This window comes from Ralstonia sp. RL (assembly GCF_001683835.1).
Taxonomy (GTDB): domain Bacteria; phylum Pseudomonadota; class Gammaproteobacteria; order Burkholderiales; family Burkholderiaceae; genus Ralstonia; species Ralstonia mannitolilytica.
The window spans coordinates 11,587-35,069 of record NZ_LWRX01000001.1 but is presented as its reverse complement, the minus strand read 5'-3'; the positions used below and the strand labels follow the sequence as shown (position 1 = coordinate 35,069).

Genomic DNA, 23,483 nt, shown 5'->3' with positions numbered 1-23,483 from the left:
GCCTCGCCAGACCCACGCATGACCGCAGACGCCAGCGTCTTCGGCACGCTCGCACGCGGCTCGCGCGCCTCGCTGGAACGTGTCGCCAACCTGGGCGATGGCGTGACCGCCGCCATCTGGCGCAACGAACACGACGAGGCGCGCTACACGCAGCCGGGGCACCACACGCTGTCGGTCTATCTGCAAGGCGGCTACACCACGCACCGGCAGGACCTGCCCAACCTCTTTGGTGCGCCGGGGCGCGTGTGCATGCTGCCGGCCGAGCATGAGTCGGCATGGGTGATCGAACAGCCCATGCGCTTCGTCCATCTGTATTTCGCGCCCGAGGCGCTGGCCGGGCACGCCGTCCGCCTGCTCGACGCCGAGCCGCGCCTGTTCACCCTGCACGACCGCACCTTCATCGAAGACGTGCACCTCGCACAGGCCTGCGCCCGCATCGCCCAACTCGACTGGACCGACCTCGACGACCGCATGCGCGCCAACGCGCTGGCCAACGACACGCTGTCGTACCTGGTGCAGACGCAGGGCCGCACACGCGCGCTTGCCGTGCGCGGCGGGCTTGCGCCGCACGTGTGTCGCCGCCTTGCCGCCCGCATCGAGGCCGAACTGCATCTGGCGCCCTCGCTCGGTGAGCTTGCGGCGGAGGCCAACCTGTCGGCCTTTCATTTCGCGCGGATGTTCCGCGCGTCGTTCGGGGCGGCGCCGCATGACTGGGTGATGCAGCAGCGCATGACCCGCGCGCAGACACTGCTGCGCACGACCGCCCTGCCGCTGGCAACCATTGCCGAGCGCTGCGGCTTTGCCAGCGCGAGCCATTTCAGCCGGCGCTTCTCCATGCAACTGGGTGCATCGCCGTCACGCTATCGGCAGGCCTGGCAGGGCCGATAGGCAGCCCGCCGTGGGGCCCGCACACGCAGGATTGGCGGGACGTCGCAGCCCCTAGCGTTTTCCACGATAGAGGCGCCCGCACGGGCGCAGTAACGTGAACATGGGTTCCCCATGGAGACCGCCATGTTTGCCCATATCCTCCTGCCGACCGACGGCTCCGAGCAATGCCGCAAGGCCATCGACGGTGCCCTCAAGCTCGCGCGCGCCACGGGCTGCCGGCTCACCGCCTACACGTGCATCGAAGAATTTCCCAACATGGCCTACTCGGCCGGCGTGGGGGAATGCCCGCACGCGCACTACATGGAACAGGTGCAGGGCTACGCCAAGGATTGCATCGAGCGCATCGCCGAGCGTGCCCGTGAAGAAGGCATCGACTTCGACACCGACGTGTCGCAGTTTCCCGAGCCCTACCTCGGCATTCTCGACGCGGCAAAGCGGCATGGGTGCGACGTCATCTTCATGGCCTCGCACGGGCACCGCAGCCTGATGGGCCGCCTGCTGATCGGCAACGAGACGCGCAAGGTGCTCACCTATGCGCACGTGCCGGTGGTGGTGTATCGCTGAATGCGTGTGACGTGGGCGGGCGGCTAGCCGGCAAAGCGGTAGCCCACGCCCGTCTCCGTGAGCAGGTGCACGGGCTGCGCCGGGTCGGCTTCGAGCTTCTGCCGCAAGTGCCCCATGTAGACGCGCAGGTACTGGCTGCTCTGCGCCTGCGAAGGGCCCCACACCTGGCGCAGCAGTTCGCGGTGCGTCATCACCTTGCCCCGGTTGGCGAGCAGCACGGCCAGCAGGCGGTATTCGATGGGCGTCAGGTGCACGGTCTGGCCGGCGCGCGTGACGAGCCGGTTGGCGAGGTCGACCACCACATCGCCGAACGCCAGTTGCGACGTGCCCTGCGCATTGGCCTTGGCGTGCCGGCGCAGCAGCACGCGCAGGCGCGCAACCAGTTCGCCCACGCCAAACGGCTTGGTGAGGTAGTCGTCGGCACCGGCATCGAGCGCGACGATCTTGTCGCCTTCATCGGCGCGGGCCGAGAGCACCAGCACCGGCACCTCCGTCCACGTGCGCACTTCGCGGATCAGCGTCACGCCGTCGCCATCGGGCAAGCCGAGATCGAGGATGACGAGATCGGGCTTGCGCGTGCCGGCCTCGATCAGCCCGCGCTTGAGCGTTTCCGCCTCGTGCACGGTGCAGCCCTCGGCTTCCAGCGTGGTGCGCACGAACCGGCGGATATGGGGCTCGTCTTCAACGATCAGCACCGTGGGCGAAAACTCGAATGGCATGTGTGCCGCCTCTCTTACGTACTTGCTTGATGCCTAGGCCAGCTCGGCCGTCTCAGGCTCGATCCGGGGCGGATTGCCGCGCGGCAGCGCCACCACGAAGCGTGCGCCCGCCCGGGCGCTGGCCCCATCGGCGCGCTGCGCGGTTTCCACCCAGATCCGCCCGCCATGCGCTTGCACGATGGCCTCGCATACCGCCAGCCCCAGCCCCACACCAGCCAACGCCGACTCGCGCTCGCCGCGCGTGAACTTCTCGAAGATCCGCCGTTCCTTGCCGGGCGGCACGCCGGGGCCATCGTCTTCCACCGTCAGGCGCAGTTCATCGCCGTGCACCTGCGCGCCAATGCGGATTTCCGTGCCGGCGGGCGTGTACTTCGCGGCGTTCTCCAGCAGGTTGCAGACGACACGCTCCATCAGCACGGCGTCGCATTCCAGCAGCGGCAGCGCAGACAGGTTCGCCACCACCACGCGATGCTGCGCCAGCGCGCCGCGCATGGCGGCCAGCGCCCCGCCCACGATTTCCTCGACCGACTGCCATTCCTTGCGCATGGCGACATCGCGGCTTTGCAGGCGCGCCATGTCGAGCAGGTTGATCACCATGGTATGCATGCGCTGTGCCTGCTCGCGCATTGCCTGCACGGTGTCGGCCACCGGCGGCGCCAGCGGTGGATGGCTGCGCTGCAGCGTTTCCGCCATGCCGATGAGGCTGGTGAGCGGCGTGCGCAAATCATGCGACACCGCCGCCAGCAACGAACTGCGCAACCGCTCGGATTCCATCTGCAGCAACGCCTGCTGCGCCACGTCCACATAGTGCAGCCGCTCGACCGCAATCGCGATGAGCGTGCAGAACGCGTCCACCTGCCGGCGCACGGCCGGCTGGGCAAACGCGCGCCATGTGCGGGGCTCCACCGCCAGCACGCCGCGCACCTGCATCGGCGCCTTGAGCGGCAGATACAGGACGGAGCTGCCAGGCAAGGTATCGGTGCCGGTGCCGGCCGGCTGGCCGTGGTCGAACACCCATTGCGCCAGTACGCGGTCCACCGCATCGCCGTGCTCGGTCACGCTGCGCTCGCCGGTCTCGGATACCGGCGGCAACAGGCGCCCCTCTGCGCAGACAAAGAAGAACGCCGCATTGGCATCGAACGCGGCACGCAGGAAGCGGCTGCCGATCGCCACGATCTGCTCGTTCATGAGCGCGGCGGACAGCTCGCGTGCCAGCTCGTAGAGCGTGCGCGCCTCCGTCTCGCGCGCGACCGCCAGGTGCGCCTGCTCGCGCAGGCCGGCGGTCAACTGGCCGATCACCAACCCCACCGCCAGCAGCACCACGAACGTCACGAGGTACTGCACGTCGCTCACGGCAAACGAGAAGCGCGGCGGCACGAAGAAAAAGTCGAAGGCCGCCACCGCCAGCACCGAGGCAAACGCCGCGGGCCCGCGCCCGTGTCGCAACGCCACACCCACCACGGCCGCCAGGAACAGCATGGCGATGTTGACGAGATCGAACCACGGCCGCGTGAGCGCCGACAGCGCCGTCGCGCCGGCGCACCAGATGGCGGCCCAAGCGTAGTCTTTTCGACGTGCACCGTCGGTGCCAGCGGCATCGGCATCGGCGCGGCCGCTGTCGTGGCGCGGTTTGACGTCGACGCGCGTGGTGTCTGCCGCCACGCGGATCACGTCGATCTCCGGGCAGCCGGCGGCCAGCGCATCGGCAAAGCTGCGTCGCCCGAACAAACACCCCTGCGCGCCCAGGAACGGCGACAACGCAAGCGCCAGCAGCGCCCGGCCGCGCGCCGGCCACGAAGCACCGCCACGGCGCCAATCCGCCGGCGCGCGGCCCAGCACCACCTTGGTGAGATTGTGCCGGCGCACGTAGGCCACCACGGCCTGCACCATGTCGCTGCCGGCCAATGCCTCGGTGCGCGCGCCGAGCTGTTCGGCCAGCCGCATCGCCGCCTGCAGGCGCGCCTGTGCGGCGTCGGACGGCGGCGCCAGACGCGGCGTGGCGATGGTTACGACATGCCAGTCGCAATCGAGCTGCCCCGCCAGACGGCGCGCACTGCGCACGACCTGCTCGGCGTCGTCGCCGCTGCCAATGCAGGCCAGCACCGCCTCGCGCGTGCGCCACACCGGCTGCACGGATTCCTGCGTGCGCCACGCCCGCACATCGTTGTCCACGCGGTCCGCCGTGCGGCGCAGCGCCAGTTCACGCAGCGCGATCAGGTTGCCCTTGCGGAAGAAGTTGCGGGCGGCGTGCCGGGCCTGTTCCGGCAGATAGACCTTGCCTTCGTGCAGCCGGCGCAGCAGTTCATCGGCGGGCAGATCGACGAGGATGACCTCGTCCGCCCCATCGAACACCGTGTCCGGCACGGTCTCCCACACGCGGATGCCGGTGATGCCGCCCACCGCCTCGTTCAGGCTGTCGAGGTGCTGCACGTTGACCGTCGTCCACACGTCGATGCCGGCCGCCTGCAGCTCCTGGATGTCTTGCCAGCGCTTGGGATGGCGGCTGCCGGGCGCGTTGGAATGCGCGAGTTCGTCCACCAGGATCAGCGCGGGCCGGCGCGCCAGGGCGCCATCGAGGTCGAATTCCCTGAGCACGCGCTCGCGGTAGGGCACGTCCTTCATCGGCAGCCGTTCGATGCCGTCGATAAGGGCTTCGGTCTCAGCCCGGCCGTGGGTTTCGACCACGCCCAGCACCACGTCCACCCCCTGCGCGCGCACCGCCCGCGCGGCGGTCAGCATGGCAAACGTCTTGCCCACGCCCGCCGACGCGCCAAAGTAGACGCGCAGCTTGCCCATGGCAGCACGTGCGCCCGCTTCTTGCACGCGTTGCAACAGGGCATCGGGGTCGGGGCGCGGCGCGAAATCGCGGGGGGTGGCGTCAGGCATGGTGGGCGGGGTGGCCCGTTGTGGCGGGTGTTGCGGATTGTGCCATGGGCTTGTGGTGGCCGAGGCATGGGGTGTGGCGGTGGTGGGGAGCTTAGAGAAGGTGGTGTAAAAACGGCGTAAAAATCGGCGGGGCGGAATGGCGCGATGCAGGCGGCCCGGCGGGCTCCACGCTGCACGGGCCACACCGAGCAAACGGCCTCGCACGCCGAGCTGCGGTCTTGGTCTTCTGAGCAACAAGGCCTGCGTGTTGAGTTTCAATCTCCGCCAGCGGAGAAAAAAACTGCGCATGCCGAGTTCCGAGCTCGACCCACCGAGAAAAAAGCTCCGTACGTCGAGTCCGAATCTCCGGCTGTCGAGAACAATGCCCGATGCGCCGCGCTCGAAGCTTGGGCCGTCGAGCAAAATACCTGGCCCGCCGAGCTTCAATCCTGGGCGACCGACAAAAGAGCCTCGCGCGTCGAGCTCAGCGCTCGGACTGTCGAGAACGTCTCTCGATGTGTCGAGTTGTGAACGCCGCATCAGATCATTCTGATTCTTCGTCCAAAACCCCCTCCTGGCATTGCGGACCAACGCCGTAGCGGCCAATCTCCCGCCCTCGTGCCCTTGATGGCACGGCACTGCCAATTGATTTGCGAGGAGTGAAATGCCGCAGAACTTGATTTCATATCAGCTCACCTCGGCCGATCTCGCCGCCGTGGACGGCGCGCTGAAGACGCTGGAAGACCGGCTCGCCAGCCTGATCGACCTCACCCCGGTTCAGCGCCGAACGCTGGTGAAGATGGGCAACAAGTCCGAAGCCTTCGCGCGCAAGGCCGTGGAGGTGCTGAACAACAACCCCAACGTGCTGCCCGGCAATTTCGACCTTGCGGAACTGCGCCGCGATCTGGCGGGCTTCGATCAGCTACGCAGCCGCCTCATGCGTGTCGCCCGCATTCACGAACGCATGGCGGATTCGCACTTAGCGCTGGGCAGCGATGTGATGAGCGCCGCGTTGGAGGGGTACGCGTTCCTCAAGGTGGCTGGTCAGGGGGAAGGGTTGGATGCGGCGCGCAAGGCGCTGGCGGTGCGGTTTAGTCGCGGGCCGCAGAACCGTGTGGACGATGTGGTGGCTGAGCGAACCGATACGGAGAGGACCTGATGTTTGAACCACTGGTGTTCTTTCTGGCGGCAATCGTCGCGATTGTCTTTCTTGTGCCGTTGACGGTGTGCCTGCTGTATTTCTCTGTGCACAGAGCGCGTGCGAGAGATGACGATTCCGCAGCGCGTTACCGAAATCGAAAGAAGCGGTTCAAGCGCATCGTGAATCGCGCAATTCTTCTTCTCGTCTGCCTGTTTGCGTTGGTTCTCGCCGCGATGTTTGCCCAACTCCATTGGTTAGGAGCTATGAGCGGATGGGGTTTTGGCATGTATGCCTGGACCGGTGCGGAGTTGGTGTTCCTGGCGCTGTTAGGAGTGTGTGGGGCCTATTTTGGCTATGCGTTGGCCAACTGCTGTTTGCCGGCTGAGCTTAAAGAGTGAACCGCCCACAGAGTGCCGACAGTACAAAACTGGACAGTGCGCTGCGAGTCGGCTTCTCTATTTCGCCTTGTTTTTGCGGAATTTTTTCTCAGCAAGCCGAAAGAGTCACGACCAATCCCAGCCACAAAGAGGCCTTCGAACCCGGTTGAATTTTCAGAAACGGCTCATGCATTTGCCGATGTGCACCCCGTAAAAGAGAAAGCCCTCAACCAACTTTCTCAGGAGCACGCAATGTATGACGGCATCTTGGCTGCGAACTATGCAGCAAGCAATATCGAGCCGAATAGTGTGGGCCGCTGCGCAGAATACGTGCGCAAGGCAATTGAATGGGGCGGCATTTCTTTGCAGCGCACCCGCTCGGCAAAGGACTACGGCCCCTTACTGCGGGCAGCCGGGTTTCACGAGGTGACAGGCTCGCCGATGAAGGGGGACGTGATCGTGATTCAACCCGCCCCCGGGCACCCTCACGGGCACATGGCGATCTACGATGGCTCCCACTGGATATCGGACTTCAAGCAGCTGCACGGTTTCTATCCTGGCCCGGCGTACCGAAGCGCCCAACCGGCCTACAAGATCTACCGTTATCACTGAGGCAAGCTCATGACCCGCGTCCTTTCCCTGCTCGTTGCGGTGGTATGCGCCGTCGCGGTTTGGTCGGCATCCGCTGCACAGGCCGCCGTCTCGCAAAACACGCCGGAGGCCGCAGCCATCTCGTTCTACACCTGGTTCATTCAGCACGATTCGGATCACACATATCCGCTGCGCGAGCCGGACATTGAGCGCTATGTCGCCAAAGAGACCGTTGCCCGGTTGCGCAACGACTACGCGCACGCCGGCGCGCCAAATGGCGTGGACTATTTCCTGAAGGTGCAGGACTACGATAGCCGCGACTGGCTCGCCCATATGCAAGTGCAACGCGCGCTGATGCTGGGCGATGTTGCGGTTGTGCCGGTCACTTTTGGCTCGCAAGACCCGGTGCATGTGCTGCTGTTCATGAAGCGAGTGGATGCGGCCTGGAAGATCATTAAGATCGACGACACCTGGGAGTACAGGTAAACAGTCCAGCAGAGAAACCCGGGCGTCGCAGCAAGGGGCGCCGGGCTTTCTGCAGCGTCTTTACACTCCCCCGCACATCCGCTTCACCTACCCCACATTCATCGGCAGCAGCACCATCTGCTTGCCCTGCACATGCAGGCGCGTCTGGATCTCGAGCGGCGTCTGGTTATGCAGCCATGCGGTCAGGAAGTTGACCTGTTTGAAGATCAGCTTGCTGGCAAAGCACACGCTGTTCGGAAAGGCGTCCATCGTGGTTTCCGCCAGCCGGGTGAATTCGGCAATCGGGTGCGTGCCGAAAGCGATGCGGTAGTCGGCGGCCATGCCGTGACGCCGGCAATGCGCAACGTAGTACTGCAGCGATGCGCCGATGGTCTGGCGCAGGTGGTCCAGATGCTCTGCGCCCTCGTAGCTCTGTGCATCCACTTCGCCCACGGCCAGGAAGATGACGTTCTTGAAGTGGCCCGGAAACAGCCGGTTGACCCAGAGCAGCGCGTGCATGCTGGCGCCGCGGTGCTTGCCCACCAGCAGGATGGCGGTCGGCTGCGACGGGTCGGGCGTTGCCGGTGCGGCGGTCGGGTCCACTTCAGGCGGCTGGCCGGCAAACAAGGCGTCTTCCTTGGCGATCAGTGCGCGCGTTTCGTCGTAATGCCGCCGGATCAGGAAGCACAGCGCGACCACTGCACTGGTAACAAGCACGGTCAACCAGCCGCCGGCCATGAACTTCTCGACCAGCGTGATGACGAGCACCGTGCTGGTGACCGAAAGCCCCAGTGCGGACAGACCGAAGTGCGTGTACCAGTTGCCGCCATCGCGGCGGCGGCGCCACCAATAGGTGCACAGGCCCAGCAATGACAGGCTGAAGGTCAGGAACACGTTGATGCTGTAGAGCACCACCAGCACCGCGACCTGCCCATGTGTCCACAGCAGGATGATCGCGCTGGCCACGCCCATCACGATGATGCCGTTCTGCCGCACCAGTCGCGTCGACAGGTCACGGAAATGACGTGGCACCCACGAGTCCTGCGCCATGTTCGACAGCACCGCGGGGCCATCCAGGAAACCGGTTTGCGCGCCCACCAGCAGCAGGCCGGCCTCGAACGCAAGCACGGCGGCCAGCAGCGCATTGCGTGCAAAGTCGGAGCCCAGGCCCATGTGGTCGATCACGCTGCCGAATACCACGGCGTTGAGCGTTTGCCCTTCCACAGGTTTGGCCTGCCACAGCATGTAGAGCAGGATGATGCCGCCCGCCGTAAAGGCCAGCGACGTTGCCATGTAGACCATGGTGCGCTTGCCGGCCGGAACTCGCGGTTCGGCCAGCATGTTGACGTTGTTGGAGACGGCCTCCAGCCCGGTATAGGTCCCGCCGCCCATCGAGAACGCGCGCATCAGCAGCCCGATCATGACCAGCGGCCCGAAGGCCTGCGACATGCCATGCGCCTCGCCGACGGCTTCGGGCACCACAGCCGCAAGATGCTGCCCATGCACCGCGACGCCGTAGACGATCAAGCCGAGGTGCAGCACCACGAAGCCGATGAAGATGGGCAGCAGCACGAGGATGGATTCGCGCATGCCCCGAAAGTTGAGCCCCGTCATCAGCACGACCAGGACAATCTCGGTGCCCAGCTTGAAAGCCTGCGCGCTCACAGGCAGCAGACTGAAGAATGCGTCGACGCCGCTGGCGAGCGAGGTGGCAACGGTCAGCACGTAGTCGACAAGAAGAGCGGCGCCCGACACGAGACCTGGCCGTGGCCCGAGCAGTGCCGTGGCGACGCGGTAGCCGCCTCCGCCAGTGGGAAACAGCTCGATGACCTGGTTGTAGCCCAGCGCGATGATGAACACCGTGGCAGCGGTGGCCAGCGCAAGGAACAAGGCAAGCGGTGTGTGCTGGCCCAGTGCGAGGAAGGCTTCTTCCGGGCCGTAGCAGGAGGATGAGAGACCATCCGCGCCCAGGCCGACCCACGCCAGCAGTGGCGTCACGGCAATGGCGTGTCGCGTGCGCGGGTCCAGCGGGTCCAGTGGCTTGCCGAACAGCAACTGCCACATCTTGGCGAAGCGGGCCATGGTGTCTCCCCTGCAGCAGACGATTTCGATGCGGGCGGCGTCGTGGCGGGAGGAGGGCTTTCTTACCCGTGCGCGCCGAGTTGGATCGCGTTCTATTCGGCAATCTAAAACAACGCTCTGCGCAACGCTACAGATGCATGCCTGGGCTGGCTTGCCGCGCTGCCCACCCGCAAACGCTGTCCCGAACGGCAAAAAGCGCGAACCCGCAGGCAGGGCGTTTACAGGATTTTTCTACGGCCACGCCAAGTCTCTACACGTTTTTAATGGCCGCCTGACTACCCTTGCATGGACTGGACTATGGGGGCGCAGTGCGCTCATTCATCATGACTTTGGCCGCCAGATGGCTACTCGGCGCCGGTGCCGTGCTCGCCCTCGTGATGTTGTTCGTGGTGCTTTTCCTGGATGAGCGAAGCGCGTCCCGACGCTATGGGCGCGCAATCGACCACCATGAAAAAGGGCTCTCGAACTCCGGGGATCCATCCTGAAGACTGCCGCTGCCGGCGTCATCCGACGCCACGCTGACGGCGCACGCGTTGCAGGCAGCCTTTACAGGTTTTTTATAGACGTGGGCCGCAGTCTTTACACCGTCTTTGCGGCGGCGTTCGTATAACACCGACAGGCCGTCACGCTGTTCAAACGGCCATGCCCCGGCACTGTGCAGGCAACGACCCGACTCACCCTGCCGCCGGTCGATCAACGTGATCAGGGTTACGCAATGCTCAAGCTTCTCGTCCCCGTCAACGGTTCTCGCCACGCGCTCGACGCGGTTCGCCATGCAGCCTTTCTCTGCCAGGACCGTTGCGCGTCGGACATCGTGCTGCTCAACGTACAGACCCCGATTGAAGGCGGGCGCGCCAGCGCCTACCACTCGCTCCAGGCCCTGCGCGAGATTGAAGAACAAAGCGGTGAAGAGGTCCTGCGGCGGGCGCGCGCCATCCTGGACGACGCCGGCGCGCACTACGTTGCCCAGGTGCGGATCGGTCGCGTGGCCGAAACCATCGCGCAAACCGCTGCGGCCAACCAATGCGACATGATCGTGATGGGCTCGGCAGCGCGCTCGCCGTTCGGCTCGCTCATGGCCGCGCGGCTTTCCAACCGGTTGATGCGCCTGTCGCGCATTCCGGTCACGCTCGTCCGCTAACCCGCGCGCCCGTCAGGCGCTTGCAGCCACGACCTAGCGTCGCTGCATTCTGCGCGGAGCGCCGGCCCACTTGTCTCGCCATCGACATCAAGCGCGCCTCAGCCCGCTCCGCCGCGCCGCAGGCGACCGTATCCCCGGAATCCGACAACCAAGACCGGCGCTATCCGCTACGGCATGGTGCGCCTGCGCCGCGCTTGCGCGCGCTGCTGCTGTAACCGGGGCGGCCGTCGCCTGTGCAATCGACCGTTTTTACACGGCGTTTACACCCCTCCCCCGAAGCTTTATCCCGTTTTTATCCGCGCTTCCCTACTGTTGCACTGCACGCAGGCCCTGTGACGGGAGCCTGCCTGCACGCCGCATCCGGCCCCGTTGACGCGCACCTGCGCCGGGCCGGGCGGCACCTAAAACAACAAGGGAAAGGTCCATGCAAGCCAAGGTTTCTTTGCACGCCACCGTCATGGGTGGCGTTGTCTTCTGTGCCGCAGCACTGTCGAGCGCGGCCGCTTTTGCGCAGTCCACTGACGCTGCGCCGGCCCCGGCCGCAGCACCCGCCAGCCCGTTGACGGCCAATGTCACGCTGGCCAGCCAATACCGCTATCGCGGTCTCATGCAGACCAACAACAAGCCCGCCATCCAGGGCGGCGTGGATTACGCGCTGCCTAACGGCTTCTACGTGGGCAACTGGAACTCGTCGATCAGCTGGCTGGGGGATTCCAACCCCAACGTCTCTGCGTCCATCGAGATGGATTTCTACGGCGGCTACAAGACCGAGCTGATGAAGGACGTGCCCATTGATGTGGGCGTGCTGCAGTACTACTACCCGGGCAGCTACCCCGACGGCTACACCCGCCCGCACACCACCGAGGGTTATGCACAGATCGGCTACGGGCCGGTCTCGTTCAAGTACTCGCATGCGTTCTCCAACCTGTTCGGTTTTGCGGATAGCCACCACAGCCAGTACTTCGATCTGTCGGGCAACTTCGACACCGGTTTCTGGGGCCTCACGCTGAACCTGCACGTGGGCTATCAGCAGGTGCCGCATCAGGTGGTGCGGACCTCGTATGCCGACTGGAAGGTGGGCGTGACGAAGGACTTCGGCAGCGGTTGGACGGCATCGCTTGCGTACATCGACACCAACGCCGCGCGCGCCGCGTACACCAACACGCGCGGCAACTACATGGGCAAGGCCACCGCGCTGCTGGCGGTGACCAAGACGTTCTGACCAACACGACCTGAAGGAAAGGGGAGCGCATATGGACTTCGTTTATCTCGCCGGCCTTGCGGTGCTGGCCCTGGCAGTGGGCGGCTTGCTCGCCCTCTCCGGCCGGCTTGCCACCAAAGACCAACCGACCACGCACGCGATGGAGAAACAGCAATGACCTGGCTCTATGTGCTGTCCGGGGCCATCACGGTGGTCCTGCTCGTCTACTTGTTCGTCGCCCTCTTGTGGCCCGAACGCTTCTAACAACACTGCGAGGCACACCATGAATGCGTTCCTCCTCCAGCTGGCGATCTACCTGGTCGTGCTGCTGGTTCTGGCCAAACCGCTGGGTGCGTATATGACCGGCGTGTTTGGTGACAAGCCATCGCGCGCGCACTGGCTCGGCCCCGTCGAGCGGCTGTTCTATCGCGTGGCCGGCGTCAATCCGCAGGCCGAGATGGGCTGGAAGCACTACGCGCTGGCCGTCATCGTCGTCAACGTGCTGGGCGCGCTGGCGGTGTATGCGCTGCAGCGCGTGCAGCAGTGGCTGCCGCTCAACCCACAGGGCTTTGGTGCCATCACGCCGGATTCGTCGTTCAACACAGCCATCAGCTTTGTGAGCAACACCAACTGGCAAGGCTATTCGGGCGAAAGCACGATGAGCTATCTCACGCAGATGCTCGGCCTGGCGGTGCAGAACTTCCTGTCTGCGGCGACCGGCATTGCGGTGGTGATTGCGCTCATCCGCGGCTTTGCGCGCCACTCGGCCAACACCATCGGCAACTTCTGGGTCGACTTCACGCGTGCCACGGTCTACGTGCTGCTGCCGCTGTCGATTCTGGTGTCGGTGTTCTTCGTGAGCCAGGGCGTGATCCAGAACTTCGAGGGCTACAAGGAAGTGACCACCGTCACCGCCACCACGTACGACAACCCGAAGATGGACGCCAGCGGCCAGCCGCTCAAGGACGCACAAGGCAACCCCGTCACCGAGAAAGCCACCACGCAAACGCAGACCCTGCCGATGGGCCCGGTCGCGTCGCAAGAGGCGATCAAGATGCTCGGCACGAACGGTGGCGGCTTCTTCAACGCCAACTCCGCCCACCCGTACGAGAACCCGAACGCGCTGACCAACTTCGTGCAGATGCTGGCGATCTTCATCATCCCGGCGGCGCTGTGCTTTACGTTTGGCGGCATGGTGGGCGATGGCCGGCAAGGCTGGGCCGTGCTTGCGGCGATGACGGTGCTGTTTGCCGTGCTCGCCGTATTCCTGGCATGGGCCGAGCTGCATGCCAACCCGATGCTTGCGAACCTCGGCATCGACCAGGCCGTGGGCAACATGGAAGGCAAGGAAACGCGCTTCGGCATCGTGGCCTCGTCGCTGTTTGCCACCATCACCACGGCAGCGTCGTGCGGGGCGGTGAATGCCATGCATGACTCGCTGACCGCGCTGGGCGGCTTCGTGCCGATGTTCCTGATGCAGCTGGGCGAAGTGGTGTTTGGCGGTGTGGGCTCGGGCCTGTACGGCATGCTGGTGTACGCCATCCTGGCCGTGTTCATTGCGGGCCTGATGATCGGCCGTACGCCGGAATACCTCGGCAAGAAGATCGAGGTGTTCGAGATGAAGATGACGTCCATCGCCATCCTCGTCACGCCGCTGCTGGTGCTGGTGGGCACGGCCATCGCCGTGGTCGTCACGCAGGGCAAGGCCGGCATCTTCAACCCCGGCACGCACGGCTTCTCTGAGGTGCTGTACGCCTTCTCATCGGCGGCCAACAACAACGGCAGCGCGTTTGCGGGCCTGTCTGCCAACACGCCGTTCTACAACATCGCGCTGGGCATTGCGATGTGGCTGGGCCGCTTCTGGATCATCGTGCCGGTGCTGGCGATGGCAGGCACGTTTGCCGCCAAGAAGCGCCTGCCCGTGACGGCCGGCACGCTGCCCACGCACGGCCCGCTGTTTGTGGTGCTGCTGATCGGCTCGGTGCTGCTGGTGGGCGCGCTCACGTACATCCCGGCGCTCGCACTGGGTCCGATTGCAGAACACCTCGCCCGCTAAGCGCACGGCGAGTCGTCTACCCCATATCAACAGGTGCCTTATGGCTATCCGTTATCCCGAATCCGAACCGGCTGTGCGTACGGTCAAGCACAAGCTTGAGCCGAGCGCCGGTACTGGTACTGCTGCAGCCGCCGAGCCGCAGGCACGCAGCACGCATACGACGCATACCACGCTGTCCGCCAAGGATGTGCGCAAGCTGTCGATGTTCTCGTCGGCGCTGGTCAAGCCCGCCATTGTCGACAGCTTCCGCAAGCTGTCGCCGCGCGCGCAGGCCAAGAACCCGGTGATGTTTGTCGTCTACGTCGGCAGCATCCTCACCACGATCCTGTGGGTGATGGCGCTGCGCGGCCAGGCCGAAGCGCCGGCGGGCTTCATCCTCGCCGTGTCGGTGTGGCTGTGGTTCACGGTGTTGTTCGCCAACTTTGCCGAAGCGCTGGCCGAGGGCCGCAGCAAGCAGCAGGCCGCATCGCTGCGCGGCATCAAGACCACGGTGCAGGCCAAGGTGCTGGCCGATGCAGGCCGCCGTGATCGTACGGAAGCACGCGCCGCCACCGCGCTGCGCCGTGGCGACATCGTGCTCATCGAAGCCGGCGACATGGTGCCCGGCGACGGCGAGGTCATCGAAGGCGTGGCCTCGGTGGACGAAAGCGCCATCACGGGCGAATCGGCACCGGTCATCCGCGAATCGGGCGGGGATTTCTCGTCCGTGACGGGCGGCACGCGCGTGCTGTCGGACTGGATCATCGTGCGCATCACCGCCAACCCCGGCGAGAGCTTCCTCGATCGGATGATCTCGATGGTGGAAGGCGCCAAGCGCCAGAAGACGCCGAACGAGCTGGCGCTGACGATCCTGCTGGTGAGCCTGACCATCATCCTGATGCTGGCGACCGTCACGCTGCTGCCGTACTCGATCTTCTCGGTGGACGCGATGAAGGCCGGTTCGCCGATCACGATTACCGTGCTCGTGGCGCTGCTGGTGTGTCTGATCCCGACCACCATCGGCGGGCTGCTCTCCGCCATTGGCGTGGCGGGCATGAGCCGCATGATGCAGGCCAACGTGATCGCCACCTCGGGCCGCGCCGTGGAAGCGGCCGGCGACGTGGATGTGCTGCTGCTCGACAAGACCGGCACGATCACGCACGGCAACCGCCAGGCGTCGCGCTTCATCCCCGCGCCGGGCGTGACGGCCAAGCAGTTGGCCGAGGCCGCATGGCTGTCGTCGCTGGCCGATGAAACGCCGGAAGGCCGCAGCATCGTCACGCTCGCGCGCAACCTGGGCGAGGCGTCCATCGATGAAGCCGCGCTGGCGAAGACGCAGCCGGTGTACGTCGCCTTCTCTGCGCAAACGCGCATGAGCGGTATCAACGTCTCCCATGCAGGCGACGCCCGCCAGATCCGCAAGGGCGCGGCCGATGCGATTCGCACGCATGTGACGCTGCTGGCCGGCAAGTTTCCCGATGCCGTGTCGACGGCCGTGGATGACGTGGCACGCGCAGGCGGCACGCCGCTGGTGGTGTCCGACAACGACCGCGTGCTCGGCGTGGTGGAACTGAAGGACATCGTGAAGGCCGGCATCCGCGAGCGCTTTGCCGAGCTGCGCCAGATGGGCATCAAGACGGTGATGATCACCGGCGACAACCGCCTGACCGCCGCGTCCATCGCCGCTGAAGCCGGCGTCGACGACTTCATTGCCGAAGCCACGCCCGAGACCAAGCTGGCGCTGATCCGCGAACAGCAGGCGCAGGGCCACCTCGTTGCCATGACCGGTGACGGCACCAACGATGCGCCCGCCCTGGCACAGGCCGACGTGGCCGTCGCCATGAACAGCGGCACGCAGGCCGCCAAGGAGGCCGGCAACATGGTCGACCTGGATTCCAGCCCGACCAAGCTGATCCAGATTGTCGAGATCGGCAAGCAGATGCTGATGACGCGCGGCTCGCTCACCACGTTCTCGATCGCCAACGATGTGGCGAAGTACTTCGCCATCATCCCGGCCGCGTTTGCGACGACGTATCCGCAGCTCGCCGCGCTGAACGTGATGCACCTGGCAACGCCGGCATCCGCCGTGATGAGCGCCGTGATCTTCAACGCGCTGATCATCGTGTTCCTGATCCCGCTGGCGCTCAAGGGCGTGAAGTACCGCGCGCTGGGCGCCGCCACGCTGCTGCGCCGCAATCTCTTGATCTACGGCCTGGGCGGCCTGCTGCTGCCCTTCCCGGGCATCAAGATCATCGACATGTTCCTGGCCGCAATGGGCTGGGTTTAAGGAAGGAGTGCATTCATGGCAACCACAACTCAAGTGCGTCAACCTGTTCAGGCCGATGTGCCGCAACAAGGTGGGCTGGTGCGTGCGGCGCTGGTGGTGTTCGTCGGGCTGTCGCTCATTACCGGGGTGCTGTATCCGGTGGTGGTGACGGGTGTCGGCAAGGCGCTGTTTCCGGCGCAGGCCGGGGGCTCGATCATCGAGCGTGGCGGCAAGGCTGTCGGGTCTTCGTTGATCGGGCAGAACTTTGACACCCCGGAGTATTTCTGGGGGCGGATCTCGGCGACTGCGCCGAATCCGTATAACGCGCAGGCATCAAGCGGATCGAACCTTGGGCCGAGCAATCCGGCGTTGACGGAGGCGGCCAAGGCCCGCATTGCGGCGCTCAAGGAAGCGGACCCGACGAACACTGCGCCGATTCCTGCTGATCTTGTGACCGCTTCTGCGAGTGGGCTGGACCCGGACATCAGCCCGGCGGCGGCGGCGTATCAAGTGGAGCGGGTGGCGCGGGCGCGGCACATGTCGCCGGACCTGGTGAGGAAGGTGGTCGCCGAGCATACCAAGGGGCCGGTGCTTGGTGTGTTTGGGGAGCCTACCGTGAATGTGCTGGAACTCAACCTGGCGCTGGACGATCTGCGGTAGGCGCCCCCGATGTGCCGGCTACATCACCGGCACGGGCTCCAGCCCGCCCTCGCCGTGTTCGAGTTCGGCCACGCGCTGCGCCTCGCGCTCGCCGATCTGCTTGCGCTGCTCGGGCGTGAGCACCTGCATGATCTTGGCACCCGCCTGTGCACGCAGTTGCGCTTCGCGGGCCACCGCCCTGCCGAGCGTCTCGGTCAGCGCGCGGGCACGCGCTTCGTCATACTGGCCGGACACGACCATCTGGTGCAATTCGCGGTGAGCCTGCGCGATGGCCTTGCGCTGTTCGCGCGCTTCCGGCATCTGCGCATATTCGATGGCGAAGACCTTGTCGCGCTGCGCTTCGGTCAGCTTCAGGCCACGCAGGAACGGAATGCCGCCACGGTGCGGGCCCATTTCCATGCCTGGGCCGCGGCCCATCATGCCGGGACCATGCGCGGGCATCGGCGACAGCGGAACCGCACCGGGTGCGGCGGTCTGCGCCAGCGCGGCGCACGAGAGCAAGAGCCCGGCGGCAAGCGCGGGCAGGCGGCGGGAAGTCACAACGGTCATGAATGAGGCTCCTGAAGGGTTCATCGGCCGGGCGCGCCGGCCATGCGCCCACTGTAGGCACTGAAGTTGCACCAACGGTGGGCAAACCGAGGAGTTTTCTTGAACCTCAGGCGTCGAGCCGGTAGCCCACACCGTAGACCGAATGGATGAGATCGGTGCCGGGGCTGGCCTGCTCCATCTTGCGGCGCAGGTTCTTGACATGCGTGTCGACCGTGCGATCGGTCACGATGCGGTGGTCGTCGTAGATCTGCTCGAGCAGGTTGGCGCGCGACAGGATGCGCCCGGGTGCGGCCGCGAGCGCCGACAGCAGACGAAACTCCACCGGCGTGAGATCGAGCCGCTGGCCGCGCAGCGTGGCGGTATAGGCGGTGCTGTCGATCACCAGGGCGCTGTCAGGCACGCCGCCCGCACGCTGCACCCGCCGCAGGATGGTCTTGATGCGCGCCACGAGTTCGCGCGGGCTGAAGGGCTTGCAGACGTAGTCGTCGGCGCCGAGCTCCAGGCCGAGGAGACGATCGATCTCCTCCACGCGCGCCGTCACCATGACGATCGGCACCTCGCTGAAGCCGCGCACCTCGCGGCAGATCTGCAGGCCGTCCTTGCCAGGCAGCATCAGGTCGAGCAACACGAGCTCGGGCGTGGTCTCGCGGATGCGCTGCACGGCGTCCGTGCCGTCGGGCAGACACTCGGTCTCGTAGTGGGCGGCGCGCAGGTAGTCGGTCATCAGCGCGGCCAGCTTCGGTTCGTCTTCGATGATGAGGATCATGGTCGGCTAGCGTGTCATGGCTGGGCGAGCAGCGGCAGGCGAATCGCAATCCACAGCCCGCCCAGCGGCGAGGGTTTGGCTTCAATGGTGCCGCCGTGCGCGGCAACGATGGTCTGGCACAGGCTGAGCCCAAGCCCGGCCCCGCCGTGCGCCCGGCTGCGCGACGCATCGGCACGGAACAGCCGATCGAACACGCGCGGCAACATCGCCTCGGGCACGCCCGGCGCGCTGTCCTGCACGTCGACCTGCTGCCACGCGCCGTCCTGGTGGACGCGCACACGAAGCGTGCCGCCATCGTCGGTATAGCGCAGCGTGTTCTCGAGCAGGTTGTGCATGACCTGGCGCAGGCGCTGCGCGTCGCCGCGGACCATCGTTGCATGCGCCGGCCCCTGCGGCACGTCGATCTGCAGGGCGATGCCCTTTTCCATCAGGCGCGGCGTGAAGCCCTGCACCGCGCTGCACACCGTGTCGGCCAGGTCCAGCGGCTCCATGTGGAATGCGAGCGCGCCCACGTCGGCCAGCGAGAGCTCGTACAAGTCGTCGATGAGCTTGCTGAGTATGGAAACCTCGGCCTGCAAAGACGCAAGCGACGTGGCCGTCAGCGGACGCACGCCGTCTTCCAGCGCTTCGAGTTCGCCCCGCAGGACGGCCAGCGGCGTACGCAGCTCGTGCGAGATGTCGGCGGTCAACTGGCGCCGCATCTTCTGGTTGGCCTCGAGCGACGCAGCGAGGTGGTTGAAATCCGCCGCCAGCCCGCCGAGTTCGTCGCGCGAATGGACGTCGACACGCGTGGCGTAGTCGCCGTCTGCCATGCGGCGTGCTGCGTCGGTCAGGCGGCGCATCGGGGCCAGCAACCCGCGCGCGAGCAGCACGGCCACCAGCGCCGCCAGCAGGACGGACAGGCCCGCGATGATCCACGTGGCACGCAGTTGCTGCGCCTGGAAAGCCTGGTCGGCGCCCTCAGGCACGCGCACACGCGGCGGCATGGCCAGCCAGCCGATCGTCTGGCCGTTGTGATGCAGCTCGTGCCAGCGCGCGTTCGGGCCAAGCGGCGGGCCATCGCCAATGACGACGTTGCGCGCGGCGTCCAGCAGCCAGATGGGCGAATGCGGCATCGGGGGCGGCTCGCCCGGCAGACGCGGTGGGCCCGGCGGCAGCGGCATGTCCGGCTCGAGGCCGGGCGGCGGCTCGAAGCGGTAGCCCGCCGAGGGTTCGAAGCGATCGGCGCCCATGCCGCTTGCCCGCGCGCGTGCGCCCTCGCGGCGCAGCAGGCGGAACCACGCGGCGCGGTCGCTGCGCAGGAAATCCCAGTTGCCGTGCTGCGCGTAGGCGGCCTCGACGCCGTGCGCGATGGCGGCCATGCGCTCGGCCTCGCGGGCATTCACGTAGTCGAGAAAATTGGCGTCAAAGCGCCAGCGCACCGCCGCGCCCATGGCAAGCGCAACCACGATGCTCAGCGTGAACAGCGCAACGAACAGCTTGGAGGTGATACCGAAAGACAGGCGCATGAATCAATCAGGGCGGCTTGGCGCACCGCCGGCGGGAGCGGCTTGCGCAGTGCCCGGCAGGTGGGCCGCGCTCATCTTACCGGGCGTGCCAGCAGCCGTACGCGAGCATAGCAACGGCACGCGGCCAGAAAGTGAGCGAAATGCGAAGAAAGCGTATGCTGCTGCCACTTGGCGCCCCCGCCCGCCCCACACGCTCTTCACCCACGGAGCCGCCTTTGCCGCGCCAGACGCCCCGCCCCGCGTTCTTCATGCCGCGCTGCGCCATGCCCGGCGTGGAGGCCGTCGCCGCAGACACGCCGCACAGCTTTCCGCGCCACACGCACGGGCAGTTCGGCATCGGCATCATCGAGCGCGGCGCGCAGAAATCGTTCAGCGGGCGCGGCATGGTGGAAGCCGGCGCCGGCGACGTCATCACCGTCAACCCGGCCGAGGTGCACGACGGCACACCGATCGGCGATACCGGACGGGCGTGGCGCATGCTCTACCTTGACGCCGACGTGGTGGCGGACCTTGCCAGCGACCTGCACGCCAGCGTGCCCGGCGCGGCGGAGTTCAGCCGCCCCGTCATCCGCGACGCCCGGCTGGCCCGCCAGGTGCGCCTGCTGTTTGCGCAAATGACGGCCTCGGGCGGGCGCGGCGATGCGCTGCTGCGCGAGCAACTGCTGCTGGCCGTCCTTGCCGATGCGCTGCACGCCCGCACCCATCGTGCCGACGATGCGCCCGATGCCATCCGCGCCGCGCGCAGCCGCATCGACGATGACCCGGCCGCCGCCGTCTCGCTGCACGATCTTGCCGCCGAGACCGGGCTGAGCCGATTCCAGGTCCTGCGCGGATTCGCACGCGTGACGGGCCTGACCCCGCACGCATATCAGCTGCAGCGGCGCGTGGCGCTGGCCCGCCGCCTCATCGCGCAAGGGCTGCCGCTGGCCGAGGTGGCCGCCGCCTGCGGCTTTGCCGACCAGAGCCACATGACGCGGCAGTTCGTGCGCAAGTACGGGGTCTCGCCCGGCATGGTGGCGGCGGCGCGCTAGGGCACACACCGCCGCGCTGCAATTTCGTTCAAGACGGCCGCCCAGCGCGGGGGCATCCTGCGGCTTTCATCTGCGCGGGGTGCGACATGTCGAAGCGGCTCGAAGGCTATCTCTATCTGGCGCTGGCGATGGTGCTGGTGGGCAGCACCGTGGCGGCCAGCAAGATCATCGCGGCGGGCCTGCCACCTTTCACGGCAACGGCGCTGCGTTTTGCGCTCGCGCTGCCGCTGTTTCTTCTCATCATGCGGGTCATGCGCACGCGCTGGCCGGTGCTCGCGCGGCGCGACTGGGCGCTGCTGGTGTTGCAGGCCGCAGCAGGCAGCGTCGGCTACACGACGCTGTTGATCTCGGGGCTGCGCTACACCTCCGCCGCAGATGCCGGCGTGATCATCGGCACGCTGCCTGTCATGTCTGCGCTCATTGCGATCCTGCTGCTGGGCGAGCGGCCGCGCCGCGCCGTCCTGGGCGCCATCGCACTGGCCACGGCCGGTGTGCTTGCCATCGCGTTCCAGCCGGGCAGCGACGCCGCGCACCCGCTGCTGGGCAATCTGCTGGTGCTCGGCGCCGTGCTATGCGAGGGGCTTTTCATCCTGCTCAACAAGCGGCTGCGTACGCCGGTGCCGCCACTGGCGCTGTCCGCCACGATGAGTGCGTTCGGCTTGCTGACGGCACTGCTGCCTGCACTGGGGGAATCGCCCTGGCAACTGCATGCATCGACGCAGGCAGCGCAGGCGCTGGTGGCCGTTGCCTACTATGCGGTCGTGCCGACGGTCGGCGGTTTCGTGGTGTGGTATGCCGGCGCAGCGCGCGTGAGTGGTGCAGAGGCAGCGCTGTTCACTGCGCTGGCGCCCGTCGCGGCGGTGGCGTTTGCGGCGGTGCTGCTTGGCGAATCCGTCAGCGTGCGCCAGGTGGGCGGCATTGCGTGCGTGCTGGCGGCGGTGGCGAGCCTCGCGCTGACACGCAGGCCCGCGCCTGCCGCATCGCCACCCGAAGAAGCCGTTTAGGCTTCGGCCTCTGGCGCCGTCACGTCTTCCATGCGCTCGATGCGCACGCGCACGATGCGGCGGCTGCCAGCTTCGAGGATGACGAACCGCAGGTCGTGGCGCACCAGTGTGTCGCCCACCTCGGGCAGGCGGTCCCACTGGTTGAAGAGGTAGCCGCCCAGGCTTGTCGCGCCGCCGCCTTCGTCGAGCAGCCAGTCGACTTGCAGCACGTCTTCGAGCTGGCGCAAGTCGGCCTCGCCGGCCACCTCCCAGCAGCCGTCGCTCACCTCGACCACGCCGGGGCGTTCGTCTTCGTCGGGAAACTCGCCGGCAATCGCTTCCAGCACGTCGATGGGTGTGACCACGCCCTGCACGACGTCAAGCGGGTCGGTCACGACGAGCATGCGCCCACGCGCACGTTTGAGCTGGTCCATCAGGCGCAGGATGCCCATGTTGTCGGACACCTTGAGCGCGGGCTTGACGGTGCGCTCGACGTCGATGGTGCCGCGTGTGTCGAGATCGCCCATCAGGTCTTTGGCGCGCGCCACGCCCACGAGGTCATCCAGCCCGCCGCGGCAGACCGGGAACTGGTTGTGCGGCACCGACAGCAGCAGCTTGCGCGTGACGGCCGCATCGGCCTCCAGGTCCACCCACGAAATATCGTGGCGCGGCGTCATGATGGAACGCACCGAACGCTCGGCCAGATCGAGCACGCCGCTGACCATGCTGCGCTCTTCCGGGCGAAACACGGCCTGCGGCTCGGGGTGGCCATCCTCGTGCGGCACTGCTTCATGCGATTCGGCATCCGCTGGCGTGCCGGGGCGGTCGCCCAGCAGGCTCAGCACGGCATCGGCGGTGCGCTCGCGCAGGGGGCGGCGGCGCTCGTAGCGCACGGTATTGCGCTGGGCCACCTGGTTGAAGAACTCGATCAGGATCGAGAAGCCGATGGCCGCATACAGATACCCCTTCGGAATATGAAAGCCCAGGCCCTCGGCCACCAGCGAGAAGCCAATCATCAGCAGGAAGCTCAGGCACAGCACCACCACCGTGCGGTGGGCGTTGACGAAGTGCGTCAGCGGGCGTGATGCAAACAGCATGGCGCCCATGGCGATGACCACCGCGGCCATCATCACCGGCAGGTCGTTGACCATGCCCACGGCCGTGATGACGGAGTCGATGGAGAACACCGCATCCAGGATCACCACCTGCGCGATCACGTTCCAGAACTTGCCATGGCCTGTGCCGTGGCTTTCGTCATGCGGCTGGCCGTCAAGGCGCTCGTGCAGCTCAGACGTGGCCTTGAACAGCAGGAAGAACCCGCCGAGCAGCAGGATGATCGACCGCCCGGACAGTTCCACCGGCCCCAGCGTGAGCAGCGGCCTGGTCAGTCCGATGAGCCACGACATGGTGGCCAGCAGCACCATGCGCATCACGAGCGCCAGGCCGAGGCCGATCATGCGCGCGCGGTCACGCTGCGCGGGCGGCAGCTTGTTGACCAGGATGGCGATGAAAACGAGGTTGTCGATGCCGAGAACGATCTCGAGCACCACGAGGGTGAACAGCCCGATCCAGACGGACGGGTCAGCAAGCCAGGTCATAGAGGGCAATCAAGACTGCGGGAAGACGATCTGCCGATGATAACCGGAGCGCA

At 66.4% G+C, this 23,483-nt stretch carries 21 protein-coding genes and 1 pseudogene; 15 read left to right on the top strand and 7 right to left on the bottom strand.

Annotated elements, in window-relative coordinates; genetic code table 11:
* Nucleotides 1–18: 18 nt before the first annotated feature.
* Together A6M56_RS00150 and A6M56_RS00145 are read left to right on the top strand one after the other, a co-directional pair.
* Complete coding sequence (locus tag A6M56_RS00150; protein ID WP_102078966.1) at nt 19–888, top strand: AraC family transcriptional regulator; 870 nt, start codon at nt 19–21, stop codon at nt 886–888.
* Nucleotides 889–1,011: 123 nt separating this feature from the next.
* Nucleotides 1,012–1,452 (top strand): universal stress protein, encoded by a 441-nt coding sequence (locus A6M56_RS00145; RefSeq protein ID WP_045219921.1) that lies wholly within the window; start codon nt 1,012–1,014, stop codon nt 1,450–1,452.
* Between the two features lie 23 nt (nt 1,453–1,475).
* Here A6M56_RS00145 and kdpE read toward each other — a convergent pair whose 3' ends face one another.
* Nucleotides 1,476–2,171 carry a two-component system response regulator KdpE gene (gene kdpE / locus A6M56_RS00140; protein WP_045219919.1) on the bottom strand — a complete coding sequence of 232 codons (696 nt, stop codon included), beginning with the start codon at nt 2,169–2,171 and terminating at the stop codon, nt 1,476–1,478.
* Between the two features lie 33 nt (nt 2,172–2,204).
* Nucleotides 2,205–5,057 (bottom strand): DUF4118 domain-containing protein, encoded by a 2,853-nt coding sequence (locus A6M56_RS00135; protein ID WP_286757560.1) that lies wholly within the window; start codon nt 5,055–5,057, stop codon nt 2,205–2,207.
* 643 nt (nt 5,058–5,700) lie between these two features.
* Here A6M56_RS00135 and A6M56_RS00130 point away from each other — a divergent pair.
* From A6M56_RS00130 to A6M56_RS00115, 4 genes are all read left to right on the top strand, one after another.
* Complete coding sequence (locus A6M56_RS00130) at nt 5,701–6,195, top strand: hypothetical protein (RefSeq protein ID WP_102078968.1); 495 nt, start codon at nt 5,701–5,703, stop codon at nt 6,193–6,195.
* Nucleotides 6,195–6,575 (top strand): hypothetical protein, encoded by a 381-nt coding sequence (locus A6M56_RS00125; protein WP_102078969.1) that lies wholly within the window; start codon nt 6,195–6,197, stop codon nt 6,573–6,575. The genes A6M56_RS00130 and A6M56_RS00125 overlap by 1 nt, the downstream gene beginning before the upstream one ends.
* Nucleotides 6,576–6,806: 231 nt before the next feature.
* On the top strand, nt 6,807–7,166 hold the full coding sequence (locus tag A6M56_RS00120; protein WP_102078970.1) for an NlpC/P60 family protein: 360 nt from the start codon (nt 6,807–6,809) through the stop codon (nt 7,164–7,166).
* A 9-nt stretch (nt 7,167–7,175) separates the two neighbouring features.
* Entirely contained in the window at nt 7,176–7,631 is a 456-nt protein-coding gene (locus A6M56_RS00115) for a DUF3828 domain-containing protein (RefSeq protein ID WP_102078971.1), read from the top strand.
* Between the two features lie 87 nt (nt 7,632–7,718).
* On the opposite strand, the gene A6M56_RS00110 is transcribed toward A6M56_RS00115, so the two are convergent.
* Nucleotides 7,719–9,692, bottom strand: a complete 1,974-nt coding sequence (locus A6M56_RS00110; RefSeq protein WP_286757559.1) for an APC family permease — start codon at nt 9,690–9,692, stop codon at nt 7,719–7,721.
* A gap of 715 nt (nt 9,693–10,407) precedes the next feature.
* On the opposite strand from A6M56_RS00110, the gene A6M56_RS00105 reads away from it, so the two are divergent.
* The 7 genes from A6M56_RS00105 to kdpC all read left to right on the top strand — a co-directional run bounded on the left by A6M56_RS00105 (nt 10,408) and on the right by kdpC (nt 16,995).
* A complete protein-coding gene (locus tag A6M56_RS00105; protein WP_102078973.1) occupies nt 10,408–10,833 on the top strand; it encodes a universal stress protein in 426 nt (141 codons plus the stop codon).
* 424 nt (nt 10,834–11,257) lie between these two features.
* A complete protein-coding gene (locus tag A6M56_RS00100; RefSeq protein WP_102078974.1) occupies nt 11,258–12,055 on the top strand; it encodes a TorF family putative porin in 798 nt (265 codons plus the stop codon).
* A 31-nt stretch (nt 12,056–12,086) separates the two neighbouring features.
* Complete coding sequence (locus A6M56_RS00095; RefSeq protein ID WP_257983888.1) at nt 12,087–12,212, top strand: hypothetical protein; 126 nt, start codon at nt 12,087–12,089, stop codon at nt 12,210–12,212.
* Nucleotides 12,209–12,298 (top strand): K(+)-transporting ATPase subunit F, encoded by a 90-nt coding sequence (gene kdpF / locus A6M56_RS00090; protein WP_004628487.1) that lies wholly within the window; start codon nt 12,209–12,211, stop codon nt 12,296–12,298. Before A6M56_RS00095 ends, kdpF begins: the two co-directional genes overlap by 4 nt.
* A 19-nt stretch (nt 12,299–12,317) precedes the next feature.
* Nucleotides 12,318–14,090 carry a potassium-transporting ATPase subunit KdpA gene (gene kdpA, locus A6M56_RS00085; RefSeq protein WP_102078975.1) on the top strand — a complete coding sequence of 591 codons (1,773 nt, stop codon included), beginning with the start codon at nt 12,318–12,320 and terminating at the stop codon, nt 14,088–14,090.
* A gap of 40 nt (nt 14,091–14,130) precedes the next feature.
* Nucleotides 14,131–16,356 (top strand): potassium-transporting ATPase subunit KdpB, encoded by a 2,226-nt coding sequence (kdpB, locus tag A6M56_RS00080; RefSeq protein WP_286757557.1) that lies wholly within the window; start codon nt 14,131–14,133, stop codon nt 16,354–16,356.
* A 15-nt stretch (nt 16,357–16,371) separates the two neighbouring features.
* Nucleotides 16,372–16,995, top strand: coding sequence for a potassium-transporting ATPase subunit KdpC (kdpC, locus tag A6M56_RS00075; RefSeq protein WP_102078977.1), 624 nt, complete (start codon nt 16,372–16,374; stop codon nt 16,993–16,995).
* An 18-nt stretch (nt 16,996–17,013) separates the two neighbouring features.
* Here kdpC and A6M56_RS00070 read toward each other — a convergent pair whose 3' ends face one another.
* From A6M56_RS00070 to A6M56_RS00060, 3 genes and pseudogenes are all read right to left on the bottom strand, one after another.
* On the bottom strand, nt 17,014–17,544 hold the full coding sequence (locus A6M56_RS00070) for a Spy/CpxP family protein refolding chaperone (RefSeq protein ID WP_102078978.1): 531 nt from the start codon (nt 17,542–17,544) through the stop codon (nt 17,014–17,016).
* Nucleotides 17,545–17,650: 106 nt separating this feature from the next.
* Nucleotides 17,651–18,310: a response regulator gene (locus A6M56_RS00065; RefSeq protein ID WP_045219901.1), complete on the bottom strand. Its 660-nt coding sequence runs from the start codon at nt 18,308–18,310 to the stop codon at nt 17,651–17,653.
* A pseudogene (locus tag A6M56_RS00060) lies at nt 18,297–19,818 on the bottom strand (ATP-binding protein); the annotation flags it as partial. The pseudogene A6M56_RS00060 and the gene A6M56_RS00065, both read right to left, overlap by 14 nt.
* A 263-nt stretch (nt 19,819–20,081) precedes the next feature.
* On the opposite strand from A6M56_RS00060, the gene A6M56_RS00055 reads away from it, so the two are divergent.
* Complete coding sequence (locus A6M56_RS00055; RefSeq protein WP_062739013.1) at nt 20,082–20,849, top strand: AraC family transcriptional regulator; 768 nt, start codon at nt 20,082–20,084, stop codon at nt 20,847–20,849.
* 86 nt (nt 20,850–20,935) lie between these two features.
* Entirely contained in the window at nt 20,936–21,853 is a 918-nt protein-coding gene (locus A6M56_RS00050; protein WP_062738978.1) for a DMT family transporter, read from the top strand.
* Here A6M56_RS00050 and A6M56_RS00045 read toward each other — a convergent pair.
* Nucleotides 21,850–23,430, bottom strand: a complete 1,581-nt coding sequence (locus tag A6M56_RS00045) for a TerC family protein (RefSeq protein WP_045219894.1) — start codon at nt 23,428–23,430, stop codon at nt 21,850–21,852. The genes A6M56_RS00050 and A6M56_RS00045 overlap by 4 nt on opposite strands.
* Between the last annotated feature and the right edge of the window lie 53 nt (nt 23,431–23,483).

What these genes read in the sequence shown, in the direction of transcription:
- A6M56_RS00055 (WP_062739013.1), top strand. Translation starts at nt 20,082, where the DNA reads ATGCCCGGCGTGGAGGCCGTCGCCGCAGACACGCCGCACAGCTTTCCG.
- A6M56_RS00120 (WP_102078970.1), top strand. Translation starts at nt 6,807, where the DNA reads ATGTATGACGGCATCTTGGCTGCGAACTATGCAGCAAGCAATATCGAG.
- A6M56_RS00125 (WP_102078969.1), top strand. Translation starts at nt 6,195, where the DNA reads ATGTTTGAACCACTGGTGTTCTTTCTGGCGGCAATCGTCGCGATTGTC.
- A6M56_RS00135 (WP_286757560.1), bottom strand. Translation starts at nt 5,057, where the DNA reads ATGCCTGACGCCACCCCCCGCGATTTCGCGCCGCGCCCCGACCCCGAT.
- A6M56_RS00145 (WP_045219921.1), top strand. Translation starts at nt 1,012, where the DNA reads ATGTTTGCCCATATCCTCCTGCCGACCGACGGCTCCGAGCAATGCCGC.
- A6M56_RS00045 (WP_045219894.1), bottom strand. Translation starts at nt 23,430, where the DNA reads ATGACCTGGCTTGCTGACCCGTCCGTCTGGATCGGGCTGTTCACCCTC.
- A6M56_RS00095 (WP_257983888.1), top strand. Translation starts at nt 12,087, where the DNA reads ATGGACTTCGTTTATCTCGCCGGCCTTGCGGTGCTGGCCCTGGCAGTG.
- A6M56_RS00130 (WP_102078968.1), top strand. Translation starts at nt 5,701, where the DNA reads ATGCCGCAGAACTTGATTTCATATCAGCTCACCTCGGCCGATCTCGCC.
- A6M56_RS00100 (WP_102078974.1), top strand. Translation starts at nt 11,258, where the DNA reads ATGCAAGCCAAGGTTTCTTTGCACGCCACCGTCATGGGTGGCGTTGTC.
- A6M56_RS00065 (WP_045219901.1), bottom strand. Translation starts at nt 18,310, where the DNA reads ATGATCCTCATCATCGAAGACGAACCGAAGCTGGCCGCGCTGATGACC.
- A6M56_RS00105 (WP_102078973.1), top strand. Translation starts at nt 10,408, where the DNA reads ATGCTCAAGCTTCTCGTCCCCGTCAACGGTTCTCGCCACGCGCTCGAC.
- A6M56_RS00115 (WP_102078971.1), top strand. Translation starts at nt 7,176, where the DNA reads ATGACCCGCGTCCTTTCCCTGCTCGTTGCGGTGGTATGCGCCGTCGCG.
- kdpC (WP_102078977.1), top strand. Translation starts at nt 16,372, where the DNA reads ATGGCAACCACAACTCAAGTGCGTCAACCTGTTCAGGCCGATGTGCCG.
- kdpE (WP_045219919.1), bottom strand. Translation starts at nt 2,171, where the DNA reads ATGCCATTCGAGTTTTCGCCCACGGTGCTGATCGTTGAAGACGAGCCC.
- A6M56_RS00070 (WP_102078978.1), bottom strand. Translation starts at nt 17,544, where the DNA reads ATGACCGTTGTGACTTCCCGCCGCCTGCCCGCGCTTGCCGCCGGGCTC.
- kdpA (WP_102078975.1), top strand. Translation starts at nt 12,318, where the DNA reads ATGAATGCGTTCCTCCTCCAGCTGGCGATCTACCTGGTCGTGCTGCTG.
- A6M56_RS00150 (WP_102078966.1), top strand. Translation starts at nt 19, where the DNA reads ATGACCGCAGACGCCAGCGTCTTCGGCACGCTCGCACGCGGCTCGCGC.
- A6M56_RS00110 (WP_286757559.1), bottom strand. Translation starts at nt 9,692, where the DNA reads ATGGCCCGCTTCGCCAAGATGTGGCAGTTGCTGTTCGGCAAGCCACTG.
- A6M56_RS00050 (WP_062738978.1), top strand. Translation starts at nt 20,936, where the DNA reads ATGTCGAAGCGGCTCGAAGGCTATCTCTATCTGGCGCTGGCGATGGTG.
- kdpB (WP_286757557.1), top strand. Translation starts at nt 14,131, where the DNA reads ATGGCTATCCGTTATCCCGAATCCGAACCGGCTGTGCGTACGGTCAAG.
- kdpF (WP_004628487.1), top strand. Translation starts at nt 12,209, where the DNA reads ATGACCTGGCTCTATGTGCTGTCCGGGGCCATCACGGTGGTCCTGCTC.